We start from the raw sequence: 16,877 nt of genomic DNA, 5'->3' as shown, positions 1-16,877 counted from the left end.
GCTCTCCTTTTTTCAGTGAATCAATGTTTGCTCGACCAGCCGCTGTACGTGCCCACATTGTCACGGGTGATCAGTTTTGGCGTGAGCAGGGTAACCGCTTCGGCCGGGGCCTTGTCATTGAGAATGTCATTGCCCACATTGACCGCGGTTTGTGCCATGGCCCACGGGTCCTGGCTGGCGGACGCCTGGATTTGCGACTCGGTTTTCAGCGCGTTCTCGATGTCCGGCGCGCCGTCCACTGAGGTGATGATGATCCCGCTGCGCTTAAGCTGTTTGGCCGCCAGATCGCTGCCGATGGCTTGCGGGTCGTTGATCGCGAACAGGCCGTCGATTTTCGGGAAGCGCGTGAGGTAGCCCTGCATCACGTTCAAGCCGCCTTCACGCGAGCCCTTGCCGTCCTGGTCGTCAGACAGCACCTTGATATCCGGCGCAGCAGCCAGCGCGGCCTTGCAGCCTTTGACGCGGTCGGTCACGGCGGTCACCTGCGGGCCGTTCTGGATGATCACGTTGCCTTTGCCCGAGAGCTTGTCCACCAGGAACTGGCACGCCAGCTTGCCGGCTTCGACGTTGTCGGTTTGCACCGTGGCGTTCACGCCTTTGGCGTCCACATCCACTGCCACCACCACGATGCCAGCATCACGGGCTTTTTTGATCGCCGAGGCCATGGCCGAGGGATCAACCGCGTTGAGCAGGATCAGGTCGACCTTGGAGGAGATGAAGTTGTCGATCTGCGAAAACTGCTTGCTCAGGTCATAGTCCGCCGACACTGACGTCACCTTGACGTTGGGGTTCAGCTCTTTGGCGCGCGCCGCAGCGCCGTCGGCCAGGGTGACGAAATACGGGTTGCCCAGCGACCCCATGCTGATACCGAGGGCTTTGAGTTCACGGGCTTCGACGGCTTGAGACATCAGGGCAGCCAGGGCAATAACGGGAAACAGGCGTTTGAGGTTCATGCGGATCTCTCTTGTGATTGTTGTTGTGAGTGAATTCAGGTGCGGGCGCCGGACTGGCGATAGCGATCCAGCGCCACCGCGCCGATGATCACGATGCCCTTGATGATGTACTGCCAGATGTCCGACACCCCCAGCAGCACCAGGCCGTTGGTGAGGACCGCGATAATCAGTGCGCCGATCAGCGTGCCGCCGATGGTGCCGACGCCGCCGGTAAAACTGGTGCCGCCGAGGATCACCGCTGCAATCGCATCCAGCTCGTAGGATTGCCCCAGCTGCAGACCGTTGGCGGCGAACAGGCGTGACGCGCTCATCACCGCGCCCAAGCCGGCGAGTGCGCCGGACATGGCGTAGACAAACAGCAGCACCTTCCACACCTTGATCCCCGACAGCCGCGCCGCTTCCGGGTTGCCGCCCACCGAGTAGATCTGCACGCCCATCACGGTACGGCGCAGGATGAACCACGACAGCACCACCACCGCCACGGCGATGATCACCAGCCATGGCACGCCGAGTACCGAATCGTTGCCGATAAACGCAAACGGCAGGTCCGGGTTGAACACCGTTTTGTCATCCGCCAGTAACCGCGCCAGGCCACGCATGGCCGTAAGCGCGCCGAGGGTGACGATAAACGGCGGCAGGCGCATAAAGGCGATCAGCCCACCATTGACCAACCCCAGCAACAGCCCGAAACCGATACCGGCCGCAATCCCGAGCATGCCGAACTGCGGCGACAGCGAAACCTGCAACGCCACCACCGCCGACGCCGCCAGGATCGCGCCGACTGACAGGTCTATGCCCGCCGTGAGAATCACGAAGGTCATGCCCGCCGCCAGCACCACATTGACCGAAGCCTGCTGGGTGATGATCGACAGGTTCTGTACCGTCAGAAAATTCTCGCTGGCCAGGGCAAAGCCCACCAGCAGCAACACCAGCACCGGCAGCATGCCGACCGTGCGCATCAGTTCGCGAGCGCGTTCCGCCTTGCTCGTTGTTGCAACATTCAACTCAGCCATTGGCAGCCACCTGATCGCCACCGGTGGCGAGGTCAATAATGCGTTCCTGGGAGATGGCGTGGCCGGAAGCCCCGCCGACTTCGGCCACCAACTGGCCTTCGCGCATAATCAGCACGCGGTCGCAGGTGCCGATGATTTCCGGCAGCTCGCTGGAGATCACCACAATGCCGACACCGGCCAGCGCCAGTTGGTTGATGATGCGGTAAATCTCGGATTTGGAGCCGATGTCCACGCCCCGCGTGGGTTCATCGAGGATCAGCACGTGGGGCTTGACCTCCAGCAGCCGCGCCAGCAGCACTTTCTGCTGATTCCCCCCCGACAACGCGCCCACGTTGACCTTGCCCGACGCTACGCGAATCGACAGCGATTTGATCGCGTCCCTTGAGCGTTGGGCCGCGTGGCCACGGTCGAGCACGCCACCCGCGTGGGCATCGGGCACACAGGCGCAGACATTGATGTTGTCGGCCACGCTCATGTCGAGGAACAGGCCCTGGGCCTTGCGGTCTTCGGTGAGGTACACCACGCCGGCGCGAATCGCGTCCGCCGGGGTGCGCAGTTGGGTGACGGTTTTGCCGACCACTTCCAGGGTGCCGGAGGTGCGCGGGTCGGCCGCAAAAATCAGGCGCGCCAGCTCCGTGCGCCCTGCCCCGACCAGCCCGGCTATGCCCAGCACTTCACCGGCGTGCAGGTCGAAGCTGCACTGGCGCACGCGCTTGCCATCAGCCATGTCACGCACACGCATTACCACGTTTCCGGGGTTATACGCCGCGTGTTCCTTTTTGTAGAAGCCGGAAAGGTCGCGGCCCACCATCATTTTCACCAGCACTTCGGCCGACAGTGCCTCGCGGGTCAGCTCACCGATGTATTGGCCGTCGCGCAGCACCGAAACCCGGTCCGACAGTTCGTAGATTTCCGCCATGCGGTGGCTGATATAGATGATCGCCAGGCCCTGGCTGCGCAGCTGTTTGATCAACGCAAACAGGCGGTCGGTCTCGCGTGATGACAGCGGCGTGGTCGGCTCGTCCATCACCAGAATCCTGGCGTGGGCATGCAGGGCGCGGGCGATTTCCACCAGCTGGCGTTCGGCGATCGACAGGCTGCTGACCGGCGTCGAGGGCTTGAATTCGGCGCCCAGGCGCTGCAGCACTTCCACGCAGCCGGCTTGCATGCCTTTGCGGTCGATGGTCCAGCCGCGCCGCAGTTCGCGGCCCAGGTAGATATTCTCGGCCACGCTGAGGTTCGGGCACAGGCTCAGTTCCTGATAGATCACGGCGATGCCGAGGGCTTTGGCGGTGGCGGGGTCGAAGGTGGCGACGGGCTGGCCGCCGATGCGGATCTCACCGCCGGGGTCGGCCTGGTAGGCACCGGAAAGGATTTTCATGAGGGTGGATTTGCCGGCGCCGTTCTCCCCCATCAAGGCGTGAATTTCGCCGGGGTAAACCTTCAGGCCGACATTCTTGAGCACGCGCAAACCATTGAAGGTTTTGCTGATGCCCTGCATCTCAAGCAAGGGTTCAAGGCTCATGGATGAGCTCCTGGATTTATTATTTTTGTAATCGAGTGTTGCCGACTCTATGCCAGAAGCATTTTGCTGCGCAAGCGCTTGCGTACGCCGTTTATCGATTGATTAAACGTTTCATCAAGCGCAAAAGACCGGAACCCGTCAATGCGCCGGGCTAATGAAATGAATTTTATAAGTCTGCGGAATAAAACGACGCTCCGGCCCGTTCTGCCTGCATTCACTGGAAGAAATCAGGATGCGTCATGACTTCACCTGCAAGCGTCGTCGTTTACATCTGGTATCCCCATGGGGCGAATATCGGCCATGCAGCGATGTACATCGGCGACCCCGTGATCGGCAAAATGATCGAAGTGCGCTATGACCGGTATCGCAACGACGGCGAACGTGATCGCGACCGTGCCTTTATCGAGCAATACAACACGGCCTACGTGAGCTGGTGGCCCGAAGGCCGCGCGGCCAAGACCGGCAAGCAGTTGCAGGAGCGCAACCTGTTTCTGGAGTCGGACATCAGTGCCGAAGGCGGCAAGCCACATGTGGTTTACACGATCTCGGGGCTGAACATGCAGGCGATGCAGGCCGAGTGGTACAGCATCCGCAGCAAGCCCAACGCCAATTACCAGATGCTGCGCAAGAGCTGCTCAACCATCGTGCTGCGCGTGCTCAAGGCAGGCGGCGCGTTGGAGGAACTGCCGGCGATCAAGCGCGCATGGTTTTCCAACAACCTGTACGTCACCCCGAAAAACATCGCCCAGATTTGTAACGAACTGCGCGACCGAGGCCTGGCCACCAAAGCCAAAAGCGCGAATTGCCCGGAAAAAGGCGCGTTCATGTTTGGCCTTCGATAAGAGGCGCACGGCACTATCAACCCATCAAGGCTGCGAGATGGCCTCGCGCAGGCACTCGATCAAGCCGTAGTGTGTGTCGCTCAGGCGTTGCGTGCCGCTGATCAACGCCAACTCCGAAGGCGGCACCGGCGGCAGTTCCGTGCAAATGCGGTGGCTGGCCAACACGGCGCTTTTGGGCAGGATGCTGACGCCCAACCCCGATGCAACCGCCGCCTGAATGCCGGTCAGGCTGTGGCTGCCAAACGCCACGCGCCAACTGCGCCGAGCCTTGTCCAGCGTGCGAATGGCGCGCTGACGGTAGATGCAGCCTTGGGGAAATAACGCCAGCGGCAATGTTTCAACACTGAGGTCCTGGGTTGCGCCACACACCCACACCAATGGCTCCGGCCAGCTCGCGTGGCATTCGCCGCTGCCCGCTTCACGCTTGACCAGCGCAATGTCAATCTCACCGCTTTCCAATTGCCGCCGCAGCTCGGTGCTCATGCCGCTGACGGTTTCCAGCCGGGCTTCGGGCCTTGAACGCACGAAGCCGGATAGCACCGAGGCCATGCGCGTGGCGTCGAAATCCTCCGGCACCCCGAGGCGCACCGGAACCAGGCTGGCTTCGCTGTTCAAGGCGTCCCGGGCCTCGCGGGACAGGTTCAGCAAGCGGCGCGCGTATTGGGTCAACAGCTCACCGTGTTCGGTGGCGCTGACCTGCTGGCCCGAGCGGTCACGCACCAGCAACACCTGGCCCACGTTTTCTTCAAGCTTGCGAATCTGCTGGCTCACCGTGGATTGGGTGCGATGTACGCGCTCGGCAGCGCGGGTGAAACTGCCTTCATCCACCACACAGACCAGGGTTTGCAGCAGCTCAAGATCAAACATGGCGACGGCCTTCATATCGATTATTCAACTGTGCCGAAGAGATTAATTTAATTTCCAACTGACTGTCACCTTTCCTATGCTGCGAGCGTCGCGGTTTTTAAATCAAGAGGAACACCCATGTCGCTTGAACACACCCCTCGCCCGCAATGGCTGACATTTGATTGCTATGGCACGTTGATCCAGTGGGATGAAGGCCTGGGCGCTGCGGTCGATCGCATCCTGGCGCAAAAGGGCGAACACCGGGTGAGCCGCGAAACGCTGATCAGCGTCTACGACCACCACGAACATGCCCTTGAACAAACGCCGCCACACCGCAGCTTTCGCACCCTGGCGGGTTTGGGCCTGCAACTGGCATTACAAGCATTGGGTTTGCCCGCCAACGAGCATGACAGCGCGGTTCTGACCGACAGCATCAGTGCCATGCCGCCGTTTCCCGAGGTGGTGGAAACGCTGAAACAGTTAAAGGGTTTGGGTTACAAACTGTGCATCGTCTCCAACACGGACGATGACGTGATTGCCGGCAATGTCGCGCAGTTGGGCGGCTATATCGACCGCGTGATCACCGCGCAGCAGGCCGGTGCCTATAAACCCGACCGGCGTTTGTTTGACTACGCCCATGAACAGTTGGGCGTGAGCCTGGATCAGGTGGTGCATATTTGCGCCAGCCCGCACCTGGACCACGCCGCCGCGCGGGACATGGGCTTTCGCTGTGTATGGATCGACCGCGGTACCGGGCGCCAATTGCTGCCGGACTACACGCCGGATGCGATTTTGCCGACGCTGGAGGGTGTGCCGGGGTTGTTCAAGTCACAGGGTTGGTAAGTCTTACACAGTAAAATGTGGGAGCGGGCTTGCCCGCGATTGCGGTGAACCCGTCAATACATCAGTGGCAGATATTCCGTCATCGCGGGCAAGCCCGCTCCCACCTTTTTAGTCCGCGTCGGGCCGTTATTGCGCGTTGGCCTTGGCCGCATCGTTGATGATCGCCACCACCCGTGCCGGGTTGGACACCATCACCACATGGGACGCGCCTTTGATATCCACGGTTTCCTTCGAACCCGCCCGCTCGGCCATGAATTTAAGCGCCGCCTCGGGAATATTTTTGTCCGCTGAGCCGTATATGAAGTAGGACGGTACGGTTTTCCACGCCGGGTCGCCTGAGGCTTCCTTCAATGCGGCTTCAGTAATCGGGCGTTGCCCGGCAGCCATCAGTTGCGCGTCCTTGGCGGGCACGTCGGCGGCGAACTGGCTGTTGAACTTGTCTTGCTGGATATACAGGTCGGTCACGCCCTCTTTGGAGACCACAGGCTTGTCCAGGGTCGGGCCCAGGGTGCCGCCCGGGTAACGGCCGGAGAGTTCAAAGGCGGTTTCACCTTTTTCCGGGGCGAATGCGGCGACGTACACCAGCGCCTTCACCTGTTTATTGCCATGCACGGCGTTGGTGATCACCGAGCCCCCGTAGGAATGCCCCACCAGAATCACCGGACCTTGAGTGTGTTCAACGATGTCGGCGACGTAGTCCGAATCGGTCTTCACACTGCGCAGCGGGTTGGCCACGGCAATCACCGGGTAGCCTTCAGCCTTGAGGCCGGCGATCACACCGTTCCAGCTGGAGGCATCGGCGAACGCGCCGTGTACCAGTACCACGGTGGCTTTCTGCGGGGCGGCGCTGGCGGAGGTCACCGCGCCGAAGGCCAGTGCACCGGTGATCAGGGCGGCCGCAATGCGAGAGAATTTAAAGGTTTTCATCAACGATTACTCCATCAGGGTGGGCGTCCAGGGCGTTGAACGTGAGGCCATGATGCCGCAGCGAATTTTACAAATGGAGGCTAATAGTCGAGGATATGGCGCAGATCGTCTAAACAGCGTGAATTCAATCAGCAGGTGATTCATGGATCGTTTGTCCACATTGCTCGTGCACTTCGGCATCACCGCCGATACCTTCCACAGCGGGCCGTTGCTCGGAGCCCTCGACACCCGCGACCTGCAGCAACGCGGGCGGGTGTACCTGCTCAAGCAAGGCAAGGCCAGCCTGGAGATGCCGGACGGCGTGCTGCCGATTCCCGAGCCGAGCCTGATTCTGGTGCCGCGCCCCTTGCCCCACCGGCTTATCGCTGGCAAAGCCGATGGAGCCCAGGTGGTCGCGGCGTCGCTGTGTTTCGACGGCGGCCTGGACAACCCGCTGTCGGTGGCGCTCACCGACTCCATCGTCATGCCGCTCAAGCAGGTGCCAATGATCGCCGGCACGTTGGAGTGGCTGTTCAGCGAAGCCTTTGCCGAGCATTGCGGTCGCGAGGCGGTGATGAACCGGTTGTTTGAGCTGATCGTGATCCAGTTTTTGCGCCACATGATGGCCTATCACAGCATGACCACCGGCATGATGTCGGGGCTGGCCGACCTGCGCCTGGCCCGTGCCATGACGCTGGTGCATAACCAGCCGCGGCGGCCGTGGACCGTGCAGGAGATGGCCGTGGAATCGAACATGTCCCGCGCCAGTTTTGCCGCGCACTTTCACAAGGTAGTCGGCCAGACGCCCGCCGACTACGTGCTCAGCTGGCGCGTAAGCCTGGCGCAAAAGCGCCTGCGTGAAGGGCGGCCTATCGCCTTGATTGCCGATGAAGTGGGCTACGAAAGCCCCTCGGCGCTGGCCCGCGCGTTCCGGCGCAAGATCGGCACCAGCCCGCGCGAGTGGCTGCAGTTGCAGGCGCCGCTACGGGTCCAGCACACCGCCGCTGTAGCTGTCGGATAGCCGCGTGCCGGTGAATTTGGCCACCACGGAGCCCTGGGCGACCAGGCGTTCACGGTGGCCGGTGACCAGGCGCCCGTTTTGGGCGGCGTGCAGAAGGACCTCGGAGGACGGGTCGCCGGGGCGCGCGATGATTCTGGCAAAGCGCTGGCCTTCTTCGACGTAATCCCCCAGGCCTTTGTCGAATACCAGCACGCCGGCACAGGGCGCAAAAATCGTCTCCATGCAGCCCATGTCCACCACGTCGCCCTGCCATTCGCCGATCGCGGCCACTTCATCGATCACACCATTGACGCACAGCCACGCCCACAGGCCATCGGCGTCTTGTTGGGCGAGTGCGTCGCTGACGTCGGCCTGCCCGCGCAGTTCAACCGTTGCGGCTAGCCGTGGCGCGCCGTGGTTGATGAGGGTTTCTTCGAAGGAGCCGTCGCCGCCGTCGTCCCACACAATCACCACGTCCACCTGCAGTGCCGCCGCCAGGGCCAACCCCTGTTCAGGCCAGAAACTGCGGTGAATGTAGAGGTACGGCAAGGCTTCATCGTCGGTGTGCAGGTCCAGCACCAGGTCGGCGTCGGCGGCCAGTTGCACCAGGCTTTTTTGCCAGTGCGCGAGGTTGCTGGCCGGGCGCTGCAGGGCCAGAGACTGGTCGAACGCGCGGTTGAAGTTCTGCCCCGTGGCTTCATGGAAACGCCCGAGCAGCTTGCCCTGGCGGAACTGGCCGATGCCGAACGGGTTGGCTTGCGGCACCACGGTGACTCTGCCGCGCAACACGCCCTGAGCCTCGCAGGCCTGCAGGCGCGGCAGCAGGTGATGCAGCACCAGCATGCCGGCGATTTCGTCGGCGTGCACGCCGGCTTGCAGGTGCACCGAAGGCCCGCTGCCGTCGCCCTCAAAGCGCCACGCGCCGATGTGCAGCGCGTTGCCGGCGTCGCCGATCACCTGCCACGAAAGGTCTTTTGCCATGCCTTGCCCTCCTCTGTCGCGTTTAAAGTGTAGAGATTGAACACATGTTCAACTAACCTTGGTGCTCCGGTTTTCCAGCAAAGGCATTCCCGTGAGCATCGACCCTCCCAAATTGCGCCGCGCCGACCCCGATGAGCGCCGCGACCTGCTGATTGCCGCCACCCTCACCTGCCTGGCGCGCGACGGGCATGCGGGGATTTCCGTGCGGCGCATCGCTGCTGAAGCCGGCGTGTCGGTGGGCTTGCTCAACCACCACTTCGGCACCATCGACGCCTTGATCGCGGAGACCTATCACAAACTGGCCAACGAGCTCACCACGGCGCTGTGGGAGCACGTCGAACAGGTGGACGGTGCCGCCGAGCGCCTGGATGCCTTTCTCAGCGCCTCGTTTTCGCCACGGGTCATGGACCCCGACCTGCTCGGCGTGTGGGTGGTGTTCTGGAGCCTGATCCGCCATTCGCCCCACGTGAACCAGTCCCATGAAAACAGTTACCACGCTTATCTGGGGCTGATTCGGCAACTGCTCGACGACCTGGCCCGCAGCGAAAACCTGGTGATTCATGACAGCCACCTCGCGGCCATCGGTTTATCGGCGATGCTCGACGGGCTCTGGCTCGAGGGGTGCCTCAACCCCGGCACCTTCAGCCCCGCCAACGGGCTGCACATCTGCCGCTGCTGGGTACAGGGGTTGCGTCACGGAGCATTCGGCGCCGACCACGTCCTGTGATTCGGGATGGCGGGCGCTGAGCATCGCCAGCGTGCCGCTGACCGCGATCAGCACCGCGCCGATGATCAATGAACCGTCCATCAGCGTGCCCCAGACCACACTCGACAGGATGAACGCCCAGATCAACCCGGTGTATTCGAACGGCGCCAGCAAGGTCGCCGTGGCGCGGCGGAAACTGGCGAACAGCAGAAACTGGCCGATACCCCCTACCAGCCCCGCCGCGAGCATGCCCAGCCATGCCGGTGTCGGCGCCGGGGTGTGGGTCCAGGGCAAGGTCAGCGCCATGCAGATCACGAACACTACGTTGGTGATCAACATCTGCTCCAGCACCGAGGTGGCCGGGTCAACCTGGCGCAGCTGGATATAGGTGAACGCCCAGCACAGCGCGGCGGCCAGGGTCAGGGCGATAGGCAACGGGTCAAGCATGTGGCTTGGGCGGCAGGCGATCACCACGCCGACAAAGCCGATGATCAGCGACACCCACTGGCCACGGCTGGCGCGCTCCTTGAGGATCAGCGCCGCGAGCAGGGTCACCATGATCGGCGCGGAGAAATACAGGGTGGTCATTTCCGCCAGGGTCAGGTCCTTGGCGGCGGTGTAATACAGCAGCCACGCGAGCAACGACAGCAGCCCGCGAACGATCAGCAGCTTGCGGCTGAGCGACGTCCAGGCGCGGCGCAACAAGCCCATGCGCCCGGCGACCATACAGGCGCCGACCACCACCAGGCTGCGCCAGAACAGAATGGTAAACACCGAATAATCGGCCACCAGCCATTTGATCACGGCGTCCTGCAGCGCCAGGAACAGATAGGCCAGTGAGCACAAGCCAATGCCTTGCAGCGCGCGGTCCTGCTTCATCCGGCGGACCTGCGCAGCGGCGTGCCGCGTCGTTCGGCGATGGCGTAGACGCCTTCGATCAGGAAAGTCAGGCACAGGTACACGCCGGCTACCAACAGCAACGGCTGGTAAATCTGCAAGGTTTGCGCGCGCACCACGTTGGCGGCGCCGAGCAGGTCGACCACGGCAATGGTCGAGGCCAGCGCGGTGGACTTGAGCAGCATCACGGTTTCACCGGCAAGCGTGGGCAGCAACAGGCGCATGGCCCGTGGCAAACGCACCCGCAGCAGCGCCTGGCGCTGGGTCATGCCGAAGGCCGAAGCGGCTTCCATTTCGCCTTTGGGCACGGCGAGCAAGCCGCCACGAATCACCTCCCCCACATACGCGCCCACCGACAGCACCAGCGCAAACACGATGTACCAGTACCCGTCGCGCAGATAGGGCCAGAGGAAACTGCCGCGAATCATCGGGAACTGGGCAAACAGGCTGCCCAGGCCGTAGTAGAAAATGTAGATCTGGATCAACAGCGGCGTGCCGCGCAATACGCTGGTATATGCCAGGGCGCCGCGGGCCAGCCATTTGCGCCGCGACAGGCGCGCCAACGCCACCAGCACCGCCAGGGCAAAGCCCAGCACCGCCGAAATCACCAGCAGCGACAAGGTGGTCTGCAACCCCTTGGCGATCAGCCCGGCGTAGTCACTTATCCAATCAGGCATGGGGCCCTCACTCGACAACCGGCATCCAGCGACGAATACGTCGCTCCAGGCGCCCGGACAGGTAGTTGGAAGCCAGCGTCACCAGGTAATACAAGGCGGCGGCCGTGAGGTAGAACAGCAGGTATTGCCGGGTCGAACCCGCCGCCTGCTTGGCGGTGTACAGCAGTTCGTTGGTGCCGACCACGCTGATCAGCGCGCTGTCCTTGATCAGGTTGATCCACAGGTTGGCCATGCCCGCCAGCGCGTAGGGCGCCATGATCGGCAACGTCACGCGACGGAAAAGGCCAAACCCGCTCAGGCCAAACGCCCGTGCCGCTTCAATCTGACCGTGGGGAATGGCCAGGATCGCCGCGCGGAAGATTTCCGACGCATAGGCGCCCTGCACCAGCCCCAACACCAGAATCGCCACCAGCGGCCCGCTGATATTGACCTGCTCGAACCCCAGCCACAGCATCAGCGCATTGAGGCCCATGGAGCCTGCGTAATACAGCAGCAGAATCAGCAGCAGTTCCGGCACCGCGCGAAATACCGTGGTGTAGCCGCGCATCAACAGCGCAATCGGGCGTGGCGCACTGAGCTTGGCGCACGCCACCACCAGGCCGATCAGCAAGCCCACCGCGAAAGAACCGGCGGAGATCTGCAGGGTCATCCATAACCCTTTGAGCAGCGCGTTGCCCCACCCTTGTTCGCCGAAGCTCAAGAGGTCCAGCATTATTCGCTCTTCTGGGCGATTTGCTGATAAGGGCTGTCACAGGTCTTGCTGACAAACGCCGGGGTATCGCCGCGTTTGCAAGGGCTGACCGACAGGCCGAAGTAATGCTGGGACAGGTCGTCGTAGTCCTTGCTCACCAGCAGTTCGCCGATGGCCTTGTCCAGCCGGGCCTTGAGCGCGGTGTCTTCCTTGCGCAAGCCGGCGCCGACGCCACGGCCGATGATCGGGTCGTAGGGCACGCTGGCGATGTGCGCCAAGCCGCTGGCTTCGGGGGTTTTGACCATCATGGCGATGGCGGTGTCGTCGGCCATCATGTAGTCGATGCGACCGGCGATCAGGTCGGCGTTGGCCGATTCCTGGGTGTCGTAGTACTTAAGGTCGGCGATGTTTTCGTAGTATTTCTTCAGGTAATTGGCGCTGACGGTGGAGATTTGCACGCCGATCAACTTGCCTTTGAGGCCTTCAGGGGAAATCTCCACCGTTGCGCCCTTGGGCCCGGCCACGCCGAGCAGCGAATCGTAGTAGGCGCGGCTGAAGGCGATCTGTTTTTCACGCTCGTCGGTGACCGACATAGAGGAGAAAATCACGTCGATTTTCTTGGCCAGCAACGACGGGATAATGCCGTCCCACGCCACCTCCTTGATCTGGCACTCGGCTTTCATGCCTTCACAGAGTTTATGGATGAGGTCCACTTCAAAGCCGGACCACTGGCCGTTGCCACCTTTTACCGTAAACGGCGGGTAAGGTTCGGCCGCCACCGCAAACACGATGGGCTTTTCTGCGGCCTGCGCAATACCTGCGGCCAACATCAACACTGCACTGCTCAACCACGTTGCCATGCTTCTGGATTTCATGATTTGCCCCGTCTTTTTATGGAGTTAGCGAGTTTGATGCGCGTTGACGAACTGTCGGCAACGTTCACTGCGTGGGTCGATAAACACCGAGTCCGGCGAGCCGCTTTCCTCGATCATGCCTTGGTGCAAAAACGCCACTTTGGACGACACGTCCCGCGCGAAAGCCATTTCATGGGTCACCAGAATCATGGTGCGGCCTTCCTCGGCCAGCGAGCGGATCACCCGCAGTACTTCGCCCACCAGCTCAGGGTCGAGTGCCGAGGTGGGTTCGTCGAACAGCATGACTTTGGGACGCATGGCCAGCGCACGGGCAATTGCCACGCGCTGTTGCTGGCCACCGGACAGGAACGCCGGGTATTCGTTGCGCTTGGCCGCAAGGCCCACGCGGTCGAGCAAGGCTTCGGCACGTTCGATGGCTTCGGCTCGGCTTTCACGCAAAACCTGGGTGGGGGCTTCGATGAGGTTTTCCAGCACCGTGCGGTGCGGCCACAGGTTGAAGTTCTGGAACACCATGCCCAGGGTCGAGCGGATGCGCACCAGTTGCCTGGCATCGGCCACCAGCGGTGCGCCGGGGCGGCCGTAGTTGAGCTTGATGCTTTCGCCGTCCACATGAATGCTGCCCTGGTCGGGCACTTCGAGCATGTTGATGCAGCGCAGCAAGGTGCTTTTGCCCGAGCCGCTGGCGCCGATCAGGGAAATGACGTCGCCCTCGTGGGCGGTCAGGGAAATGCCCTTGAGTACTTCAATATTGCCGAAGCGCTTGTGCAGGTTGATGACCTCGATCATCTTCCGGGCTTCGACCGGTTGCAGCGTTTCAACGGTGGCCGCTGCGGCGACGCGGGGCTCACCGGCCAGCTTGGCGACGAAGGCCGCGATGCGCCGGCAGGCTTCGGCCAGGCGCTCTTCGCCAAGGGTGAAGGACAGCCGCACAAACCCCTGGGCCGGTTCGCCGAATGCGGCGGCGTCCAGCACCGAAACTCCGGCTTCGCGGAACAATCGCCAGGCGAAGTCCAGCGAGCCCAGCCCGGTGCCACGCACGTCCACCAGCACGAACATGCCAGCCTGCGGTGCCTGCACCTTGATGCCGGCGCAGGCGCCGAGGCCTGCCACCACCAGGTCACGGCGGCGGCGGTAGATCTCGCGCATGCCCACGGTCACCTCGTCATGGGCCAGCACCGCTGCCGTGGCGGCTTCCATCACAAAGCCGGGCAAGCCGTAGAGCATGCTCAACACCAGCGTTTCGGCGTGCACGATCATTGGCGGCGCGGCGACGATCCAGCCGATCCGCCAGCCCGTCATGGCGTGGGACTTTGAAAGGCTGCCGATCACAATGCAACGTTCGGCCATGCCCGGCAGCGCGGCCAGGCTGTGATATTCACCGTCGAACACCAGGCTTTCGTACACCTCATCCACCACCACCCACAGGTTATGGGCGATGGCCAGGTCGGCAATGGCTTGCAGTTCCTGCGGGTTGAGCACCACGCCGGTGGGGTTGTTCGGGTTGGAAAAAAAGATCGCTCGAGTGCGCGGCGTGATTGCAGCGGCGAGCAGGTGCGCATCCAGGCGAAAGCCCGATTCCGGCGAGCACGGTACGCGCACCAGTGTTGCGCCGCTGGCTTTGAGCGTGGCTTCGTAGGTGACGTACATCGGGTCGAGCACCAGCACTTCATCGCCGGCTTGCAGCAGGCACAGCGAACTGATGAACAACGCGTTTTGCGCACCGGGCACGATGATCACGTTTTCAGGTACGAGCGGGCGGCCCAGGGTTTTGCTGTAGCGTGCCGCGACGGCATCCCGCAGGGATGGGCGACCGGGTATTTCGGTGTAGTGGGTGTCACCGTCGCGCAAGGCGCTGACGGCGGCGTCGGTGATGAACGATGGTGTGGCGAAATCGGGATCGCCGACGCTGAGGATGATAATGTCTTCGCCCTGGCTGGCGGCCTGGAACGCGGCGTGGTGGATGTCCCAGGCGGCGACGCCCTGCCCTGCAATTCGTTCGACGAAGGGGGAAAACCGCATGCCAGAGCCTCTCGTTCAAGAAGAAAAAGCGCGAACCCGCTTGCGGACAAACGGGTGGATGCGGTCAACATAGTTCAAACTGAACAGTCGTTCAATGGCTAACTTTATGAGGGTGTCGTTTATGGCCCAAACAGGTCGTGAATGACATTCGGCTACCGCAAATGGTGTGTGGGAGCCAGCCCTGTTGTGTGGGAGCTGGCTTGCCTGCGATGCAGGCACCGCGGGGTATCAGTCACACGGCGGTGATCCTATCGCAGGCAAGCCAGCTCCCACAGTTGATCTCGGTTTCACATTGGAATCAGCGGGACTTCAAGCCGATCGTGCCCGCCGCCTGGTCATACAGCACGGCATTATCAAAATACGTCAGCAACCCCGCATTGATGCCGTGAAAGTTATGCTCGCCCTGGGCCGTGATGTAGCGCACGTAACGCCCGCCACCATTGTCGACCTTGAAGTGCTGCCCCAACTGGCTGCCGTCGGCCATCGCCAGGCTGTAATGCGCCGGGGTGCCTACCGGCCAGTTGGGCTGCAAGGCGTCGGCGTAGATATGAAAACCCGCCGCGCCGGTGTCCAGGATGCTGTTGCCGCAGACCTGCTGGTGAGTATCCAGACGTTGCAGGCAACCTTGCACGCCGTGGTCTTTCCAGTACGCGCCGGTATCCCCGGGTTTGGTCGCAAAGCGTTGCAGGCTGATGTTGCGAAAGCCCTGCGTCTCGGCCGCCGCGGGGTTGATGACCAACTGCCCGGTGCTCTGCCCTGGCCGTGGCAGTATCACCAGCCAACGCCCGCCCATGGCGACCAGCGGGTTGGGCGCATCGTTGCGCAACATGCCGACACCGACGATGGCCTTGAAACCCTCCCCGCGCTCAGGCTGGCCGCCCATCAGGAAGTCCTTCGGGCCGACTCTTGATGCCGGGCATTTGGGCCGGGCGTCACTGCAACTGATGCTGTCCACCAGCTGCAGGGGCACCTGCGCCGTCGCATTGCCCAGGCTTACGGTCGCCAGGGCCAGCTTGCCATTGAGGCGCACCCCGCTGCCGTATTGCACGGCTGCGGGGGTGTTTTGCGCAACCGCGTCGCCGGGTTTCAGCACGCCGGGCAAGACGCGCAAGCCTACGGAGCCGGTGTCGAACTGGGTTTCCACAGAAGTGCTGCCAATCTTCAAGGTGACGCTGTAGCGCAGGTCACCATTGGCCATGGTGGCGCTGTGGATCGGGACGACTTCGCGGGCAGCCGCCTGGGCAACACCGGCGAACAGGAACAGGGAGGCCAACACAGTCAAGCGCATGGAGAGAGTCCGGATCAGGTTGAGGGAGGCTTACAACTGATTCATCAGGTCGCAGCGATAGTCTTGCAATTCTCCGGCAGAGCCGAGGTTCATGCCGGTCAGCGACAGGTGGGTGGTCAGCAATACCAGGCTGCCGTCGGCGCGGGGTGTCATCAACAGACTGTAATAACTCATGACGTCGGCTTGAGCGTCGACGTATTCACGCAGCAGCTCCAGAGGGTCAAGTGTATCGGCGTCCGCTGCCGAGAGCGTGCGGGCTTCATAGACATGCCCGTTGAAGCGCATCGGCAACTCGCGCCACTGCTCATCAAGGGTATTGGCTTGGCTGAGGGTTTTGAACACGTCCGGGCGCAGGCAGGCGATGTGCACGTGCAGTTGGTTCTCGGAGCGGCCATAACGGGAGTTGATCGCCACCGAAATGAACTGATCCGGGATGGGCTTCTTCAAACCTTCGGACAGAATGCCGCGATGCCGCCACGCCTGGGCGAAATAATGCGGCAGCAGGTGCCGGCCCAGCGCCGGGTCTTCGATGCCGCTGACCTGGTCCACGGGAATCAGCAGGTCGTGCAGGGGGCCGTGCTGGTCCTTGAACAGGGTAAAGCCGCGGTCCATATCCACGGAAAGGCAGGGGCCGGGGTTTTGCCGTTCCTGCTGGGACGGCACGCATTGCCGGCTGACGATATGCCACAGGGCGTCCGGGTTACCTCGCCACTTCCAGGCCCCGGCAAACAACACGCCACAGAGCAAAACACCAGCAATTGTGAATACGGCACCGCGTTTCATGCAAAAACCTCAACATACGGGAATGTCAGTTA

Annotated in this window: 16 protein-coding genes and 1 pseudogene; 4 read left to right on the top strand and 13 right to left on the bottom strand. The window is 62.3% G+C overall.

Annotated features, from left to right (window positions below):
- Positions 1–20: 20 nt before the first annotated feature.
- Genes ATI14_RS21870 through ATI14_RS21860 form a run of 3 tightly spaced genes read right to left on the bottom strand, consistent with a single transcriptional unit; the run spans position 21 to position 3,491 of the window.
- The gene (locus ATI14_RS21870) at positions 21–953 is read right to left on the bottom strand and encodes an ABC transporter substrate-binding protein (RefSeq protein ID WP_016970188.1); all 933 of its coding nucleotides are present in this window, start codon (positions 951–953) and stop codon (positions 21–23) included.
- A gap of 35 nt (positions 954–988) precedes the next feature.
- On the bottom strand, positions 989–1,966 hold the full coding sequence (locus ATI14_RS21865) for an ABC transporter permease subunit (protein ID WP_016970189.1): 978 nt from the start codon (positions 1,964–1,966) through the stop codon (positions 989–991).
- A complete protein-coding gene (locus ATI14_RS21860) occupies positions 1,959–3,491 on the bottom strand; it encodes a sugar ABC transporter ATP-binding protein (protein WP_080520199.1) in 1,533 nt (510 codons plus the stop codon). Before ATI14_RS21860 ends, ATI14_RS21865 begins: the two co-directional genes overlap by 8 nt.
- A gap of 239 nt (positions 3,492–3,730) precedes the next feature.
- Between ATI14_RS21860 and ATI14_RS21855 the strand changes: the two genes are divergently transcribed.
- On the top strand, positions 3,731–4,333 hold the full coding sequence (locus ATI14_RS21855) for a hypothetical protein (protein ID WP_231124344.1): 603 nt from the start codon (positions 3,731–3,733) through the stop codon (positions 4,331–4,333).
- 24 nt (positions 4,334–4,357) lie between these two features.
- Here the strand turns inward: ATI14_RS21855 and ATI14_RS21850 are convergent, their stop codons facing one another.
- Positions 4,358–5,200 carry a LysR family transcriptional regulator gene (locus tag ATI14_RS21850; RefSeq protein ID WP_031319629.1) on the bottom strand — a complete coding sequence of 281 codons (843 nt, stop codon included), beginning with the start codon at positions 5,198–5,200 and terminating at the stop codon, positions 4,358–4,360.
- A 117-nt stretch (positions 5,201–5,317) separates the two neighbouring features.
- Between ATI14_RS21850 and ATI14_RS21845 the strand changes: the two genes are divergently transcribed.
- A complete protein-coding gene (locus tag ATI14_RS21845) occupies positions 5,318–6,022 on the top strand; it encodes a haloacid dehalogenase type II (RefSeq protein WP_016970193.1) in 705 nt (234 codons plus the stop codon).
- Between the two features lie 126 nt (positions 6,023–6,148).
- Here ATI14_RS21845 and ATI14_RS21840 read toward each other — a convergent pair whose 3' ends face one another.
- Positions 6,149–6,949, bottom strand: coding sequence for an alpha/beta fold hydrolase (locus ATI14_RS21840; RefSeq protein WP_016970194.1), 801 nt, complete (start codon positions 6,947–6,949; stop codon positions 6,149–6,151).
- 142 nt (positions 6,950–7,091) lie between these two features.
- Here ATI14_RS21840 and ATI14_RS21835 point away from each other — a divergent pair, with 142 nt between their 5' ends.
- Complete coding sequence (locus ATI14_RS21835; RefSeq protein ID WP_016970195.1) at positions 7,092–7,949, top strand: AraC family transcriptional regulator; 858 nt, start codon at positions 7,092–7,094, stop codon at positions 7,947–7,949.
- Here the strand turns inward: ATI14_RS21835 and ATI14_RS21830 are convergent.
- Positions 7,911–8,909: a M14 family metallopeptidase gene (locus tag ATI14_RS21830; RefSeq protein ID WP_016970196.1), complete on the bottom strand. Its 999-nt coding sequence runs from the start codon at positions 8,907–8,909 to the stop codon at positions 7,911–7,913. The two genes, ATI14_RS21835 and ATI14_RS21830, sit on opposite strands and share 39 nt — an antisense overlap.
- Before the next feature lie 61 nt (positions 8,910–8,970).
- Between ATI14_RS21830 and ATI14_RS31705 the strand changes: the two are divergent.
- Positions 8,971–9,540 (top strand): annotated as a pseudogene (locus ATI14_RS31705) (TetR/AcrR family transcriptional regulator); the annotation flags it as partial.
- On the opposite strand, the gene ATI14_RS21820 reads toward ATI14_RS31705, so the two are convergent.
- From ATI14_RS21820 to ATI14_RS21785, 7 genes are all read right to left on the bottom strand, one after another.
- On the bottom strand, positions 9,496–10,494 hold the full coding sequence (locus ATI14_RS21820) for a DMT family transporter (RefSeq protein WP_016970198.1): 999 nt from the start codon (positions 10,492–10,494) through the stop codon (positions 9,496–9,498). The pseudogene ATI14_RS31705 and the gene ATI14_RS21820 sit on opposite strands and share 45 nt — an antisense overlap.
- Positions 10,491–11,189, bottom strand: a complete 699-nt coding sequence (locus ATI14_RS21815) for an ABC transporter permease (protein WP_016970199.1) — start codon at positions 11,187–11,189, stop codon at positions 10,491–10,493. The genes ATI14_RS21820 and ATI14_RS21815 overlap by 4 nt, the downstream gene beginning before the upstream one ends.
- Before the next feature lie 7 nt (positions 11,190–11,196).
- Positions 11,197–11,901: an ABC transporter permease gene (locus ATI14_RS21810; RefSeq protein WP_016970200.1), complete on the bottom strand. Its 705-nt coding sequence runs from the start codon at positions 11,899–11,901 to the stop codon at positions 11,197–11,199.
- Positions 11,901–12,755 (bottom strand): transporter substrate-binding domain-containing protein, encoded by an 855-nt coding sequence (locus ATI14_RS21805; RefSeq protein ID WP_026082937.1) that lies wholly within the window; start codon positions 12,753–12,755, stop codon positions 11,901–11,903. The genes ATI14_RS21810 and ATI14_RS21805 overlap by 1 nt, the downstream gene beginning before the upstream one ends.
- Before the next feature lie 24 nt (positions 12,756–12,779).
- Positions 12,780–14,774: an aminotransferase class I/II-fold pyridoxal phosphate-dependent enzyme gene (locus ATI14_RS31865; protein WP_080520201.1), complete on the bottom strand. Its 1,995-nt coding sequence runs from the start codon at positions 14,772–14,774 to the stop codon at positions 12,780–12,782.
- 298 nt (positions 14,775–15,072) lie between these two features.
- Complete coding sequence (locus tag ATI14_RS21790) at positions 15,073–16,062, bottom strand: hypothetical protein (protein WP_080520202.1); 990 nt, start codon at positions 16,060–16,062, stop codon at positions 15,073–15,075.
- Positions 16,063–16,092: 30 nt separating this feature from the next.
- Positions 16,093–16,845: a CDP-diacylglycerol diphosphatase gene (locus ATI14_RS21785; protein ID WP_016971856.1), complete on the bottom strand. Its 753-nt coding sequence runs from the start codon at positions 16,843–16,845 to the stop codon at positions 16,093–16,095.
- Positions 16,846–16,877 lie beyond the last annotated feature (32 nt).

It is taken from the genome of Pseudomonas tolaasii NCPPB 2192 (genome assembly GCF_002813445.1).
Classification (GTDB): Bacteria; Pseudomonadota; Gammaproteobacteria; order Pseudomonadales; family Pseudomonadaceae; genus Aquipseudomonas; species Aquipseudomonas tolaasii.
This window is presented reverse-complemented; position numbering and strand designations above follow the sequence as displayed.

Bases quoted from the DNA above. Each gene is read 5' to 3' on its own strand.
- ATI14_RS21870 (WP_016970188.1), bottom strand. From the start codon at position 953: ATGAACCTCAAACGCCTGTTTCCCGTTATTGCCCTGGCTGCCCTGATG.
- ATI14_RS21865 (WP_016970189.1), bottom strand. From the start codon at position 1,966: ATGGCTGAGTTGAATGTTGCAACAACGAGCAAGGCGGAACGCGCTCGC.
- ATI14_RS21860 (WP_080520199.1), bottom strand. From the start codon at position 3,491: ATGAGCCTTGAACCCTTGCTTGAGATGCAGGGCATCAGCAAAACCTTC.
- ATI14_RS21855 (WP_231124344.1), top strand. From the start codon at position 3,731: ATGACTTCACCTGCAAGCGTCGTCGTTTACATCTGGTATCCCCATGGG.
- ATI14_RS21850 (WP_031319629.1), bottom strand. From the start codon at position 5,200: ATGTTTGATCTTGAGCTGCTGCAAACCCTGGTCTGTGTGGTGGATGAA.
- ATI14_RS21845 (WP_016970193.1), top strand. From the start codon at position 5,318: ATGTCGCTTGAACACACCCCTCGCCCGCAATGGCTGACATTTGATTGC.
- ATI14_RS21840 (WP_016970194.1), bottom strand. From the start codon at position 6,949: ATGAAAACCTTTAAATTCTCTCGCATTGCGGCCGCCCTGATCACCGGT.
- ATI14_RS21835 (WP_016970195.1), top strand. From the start codon at position 7,092: ATGGATCGTTTGTCCACATTGCTCGTGCACTTCGGCATCACCGCCGAT.
- ATI14_RS21830 (WP_016970196.1), bottom strand. From the start codon at position 8,909: ATGGCAAAAGACCTTTCGTGGCAGGTGATCGGCGACGCCGGCAACGCG.
- ATI14_RS21820 (WP_016970198.1), bottom strand. From the start codon at position 10,494: ATGAAGCAGGACCGCGCGCTGCAAGGCATTGGCTTGTGCTCACTGGCC.
- ATI14_RS21815 (WP_016970199.1), bottom strand. From the start codon at position 11,189: ATGCCTGATTGGATAAGTGACTACGCCGGGCTGATCGCCAAGGGGTTG.
- ATI14_RS21810 (WP_016970200.1), bottom strand. From the start codon at position 11,901: ATGCTGGACCTCTTGAGCTTCGGCGAACAAGGGTGGGGCAACGCGCTG.
- ATI14_RS21805 (WP_026082937.1), bottom strand. From the start codon at position 12,755: ATGAAATCCAGAAGCATGGCAACGTGGTTGAGCAGTGCAGTGTTGATG.
- ATI14_RS31865 (WP_080520201.1), bottom strand. From the start codon at position 14,774: ATGCGGTTTTCCCCCTTCGTCGAACGAATTGCAGGGCAGGGCGTCGCC.
- ATI14_RS21790 (WP_080520202.1), bottom strand. From the start codon at position 16,062: ATGCGCTTGACTGTGTTGGCCTCCCTGTTCCTGTTCGCCGGTGTTGCC.
- ATI14_RS21785 (WP_016971856.1), bottom strand. From the start codon at position 16,845: ATGAAACGCGGTGCCGTATTCACAATTGCTGGTGTTTTGCTCTGTGGC.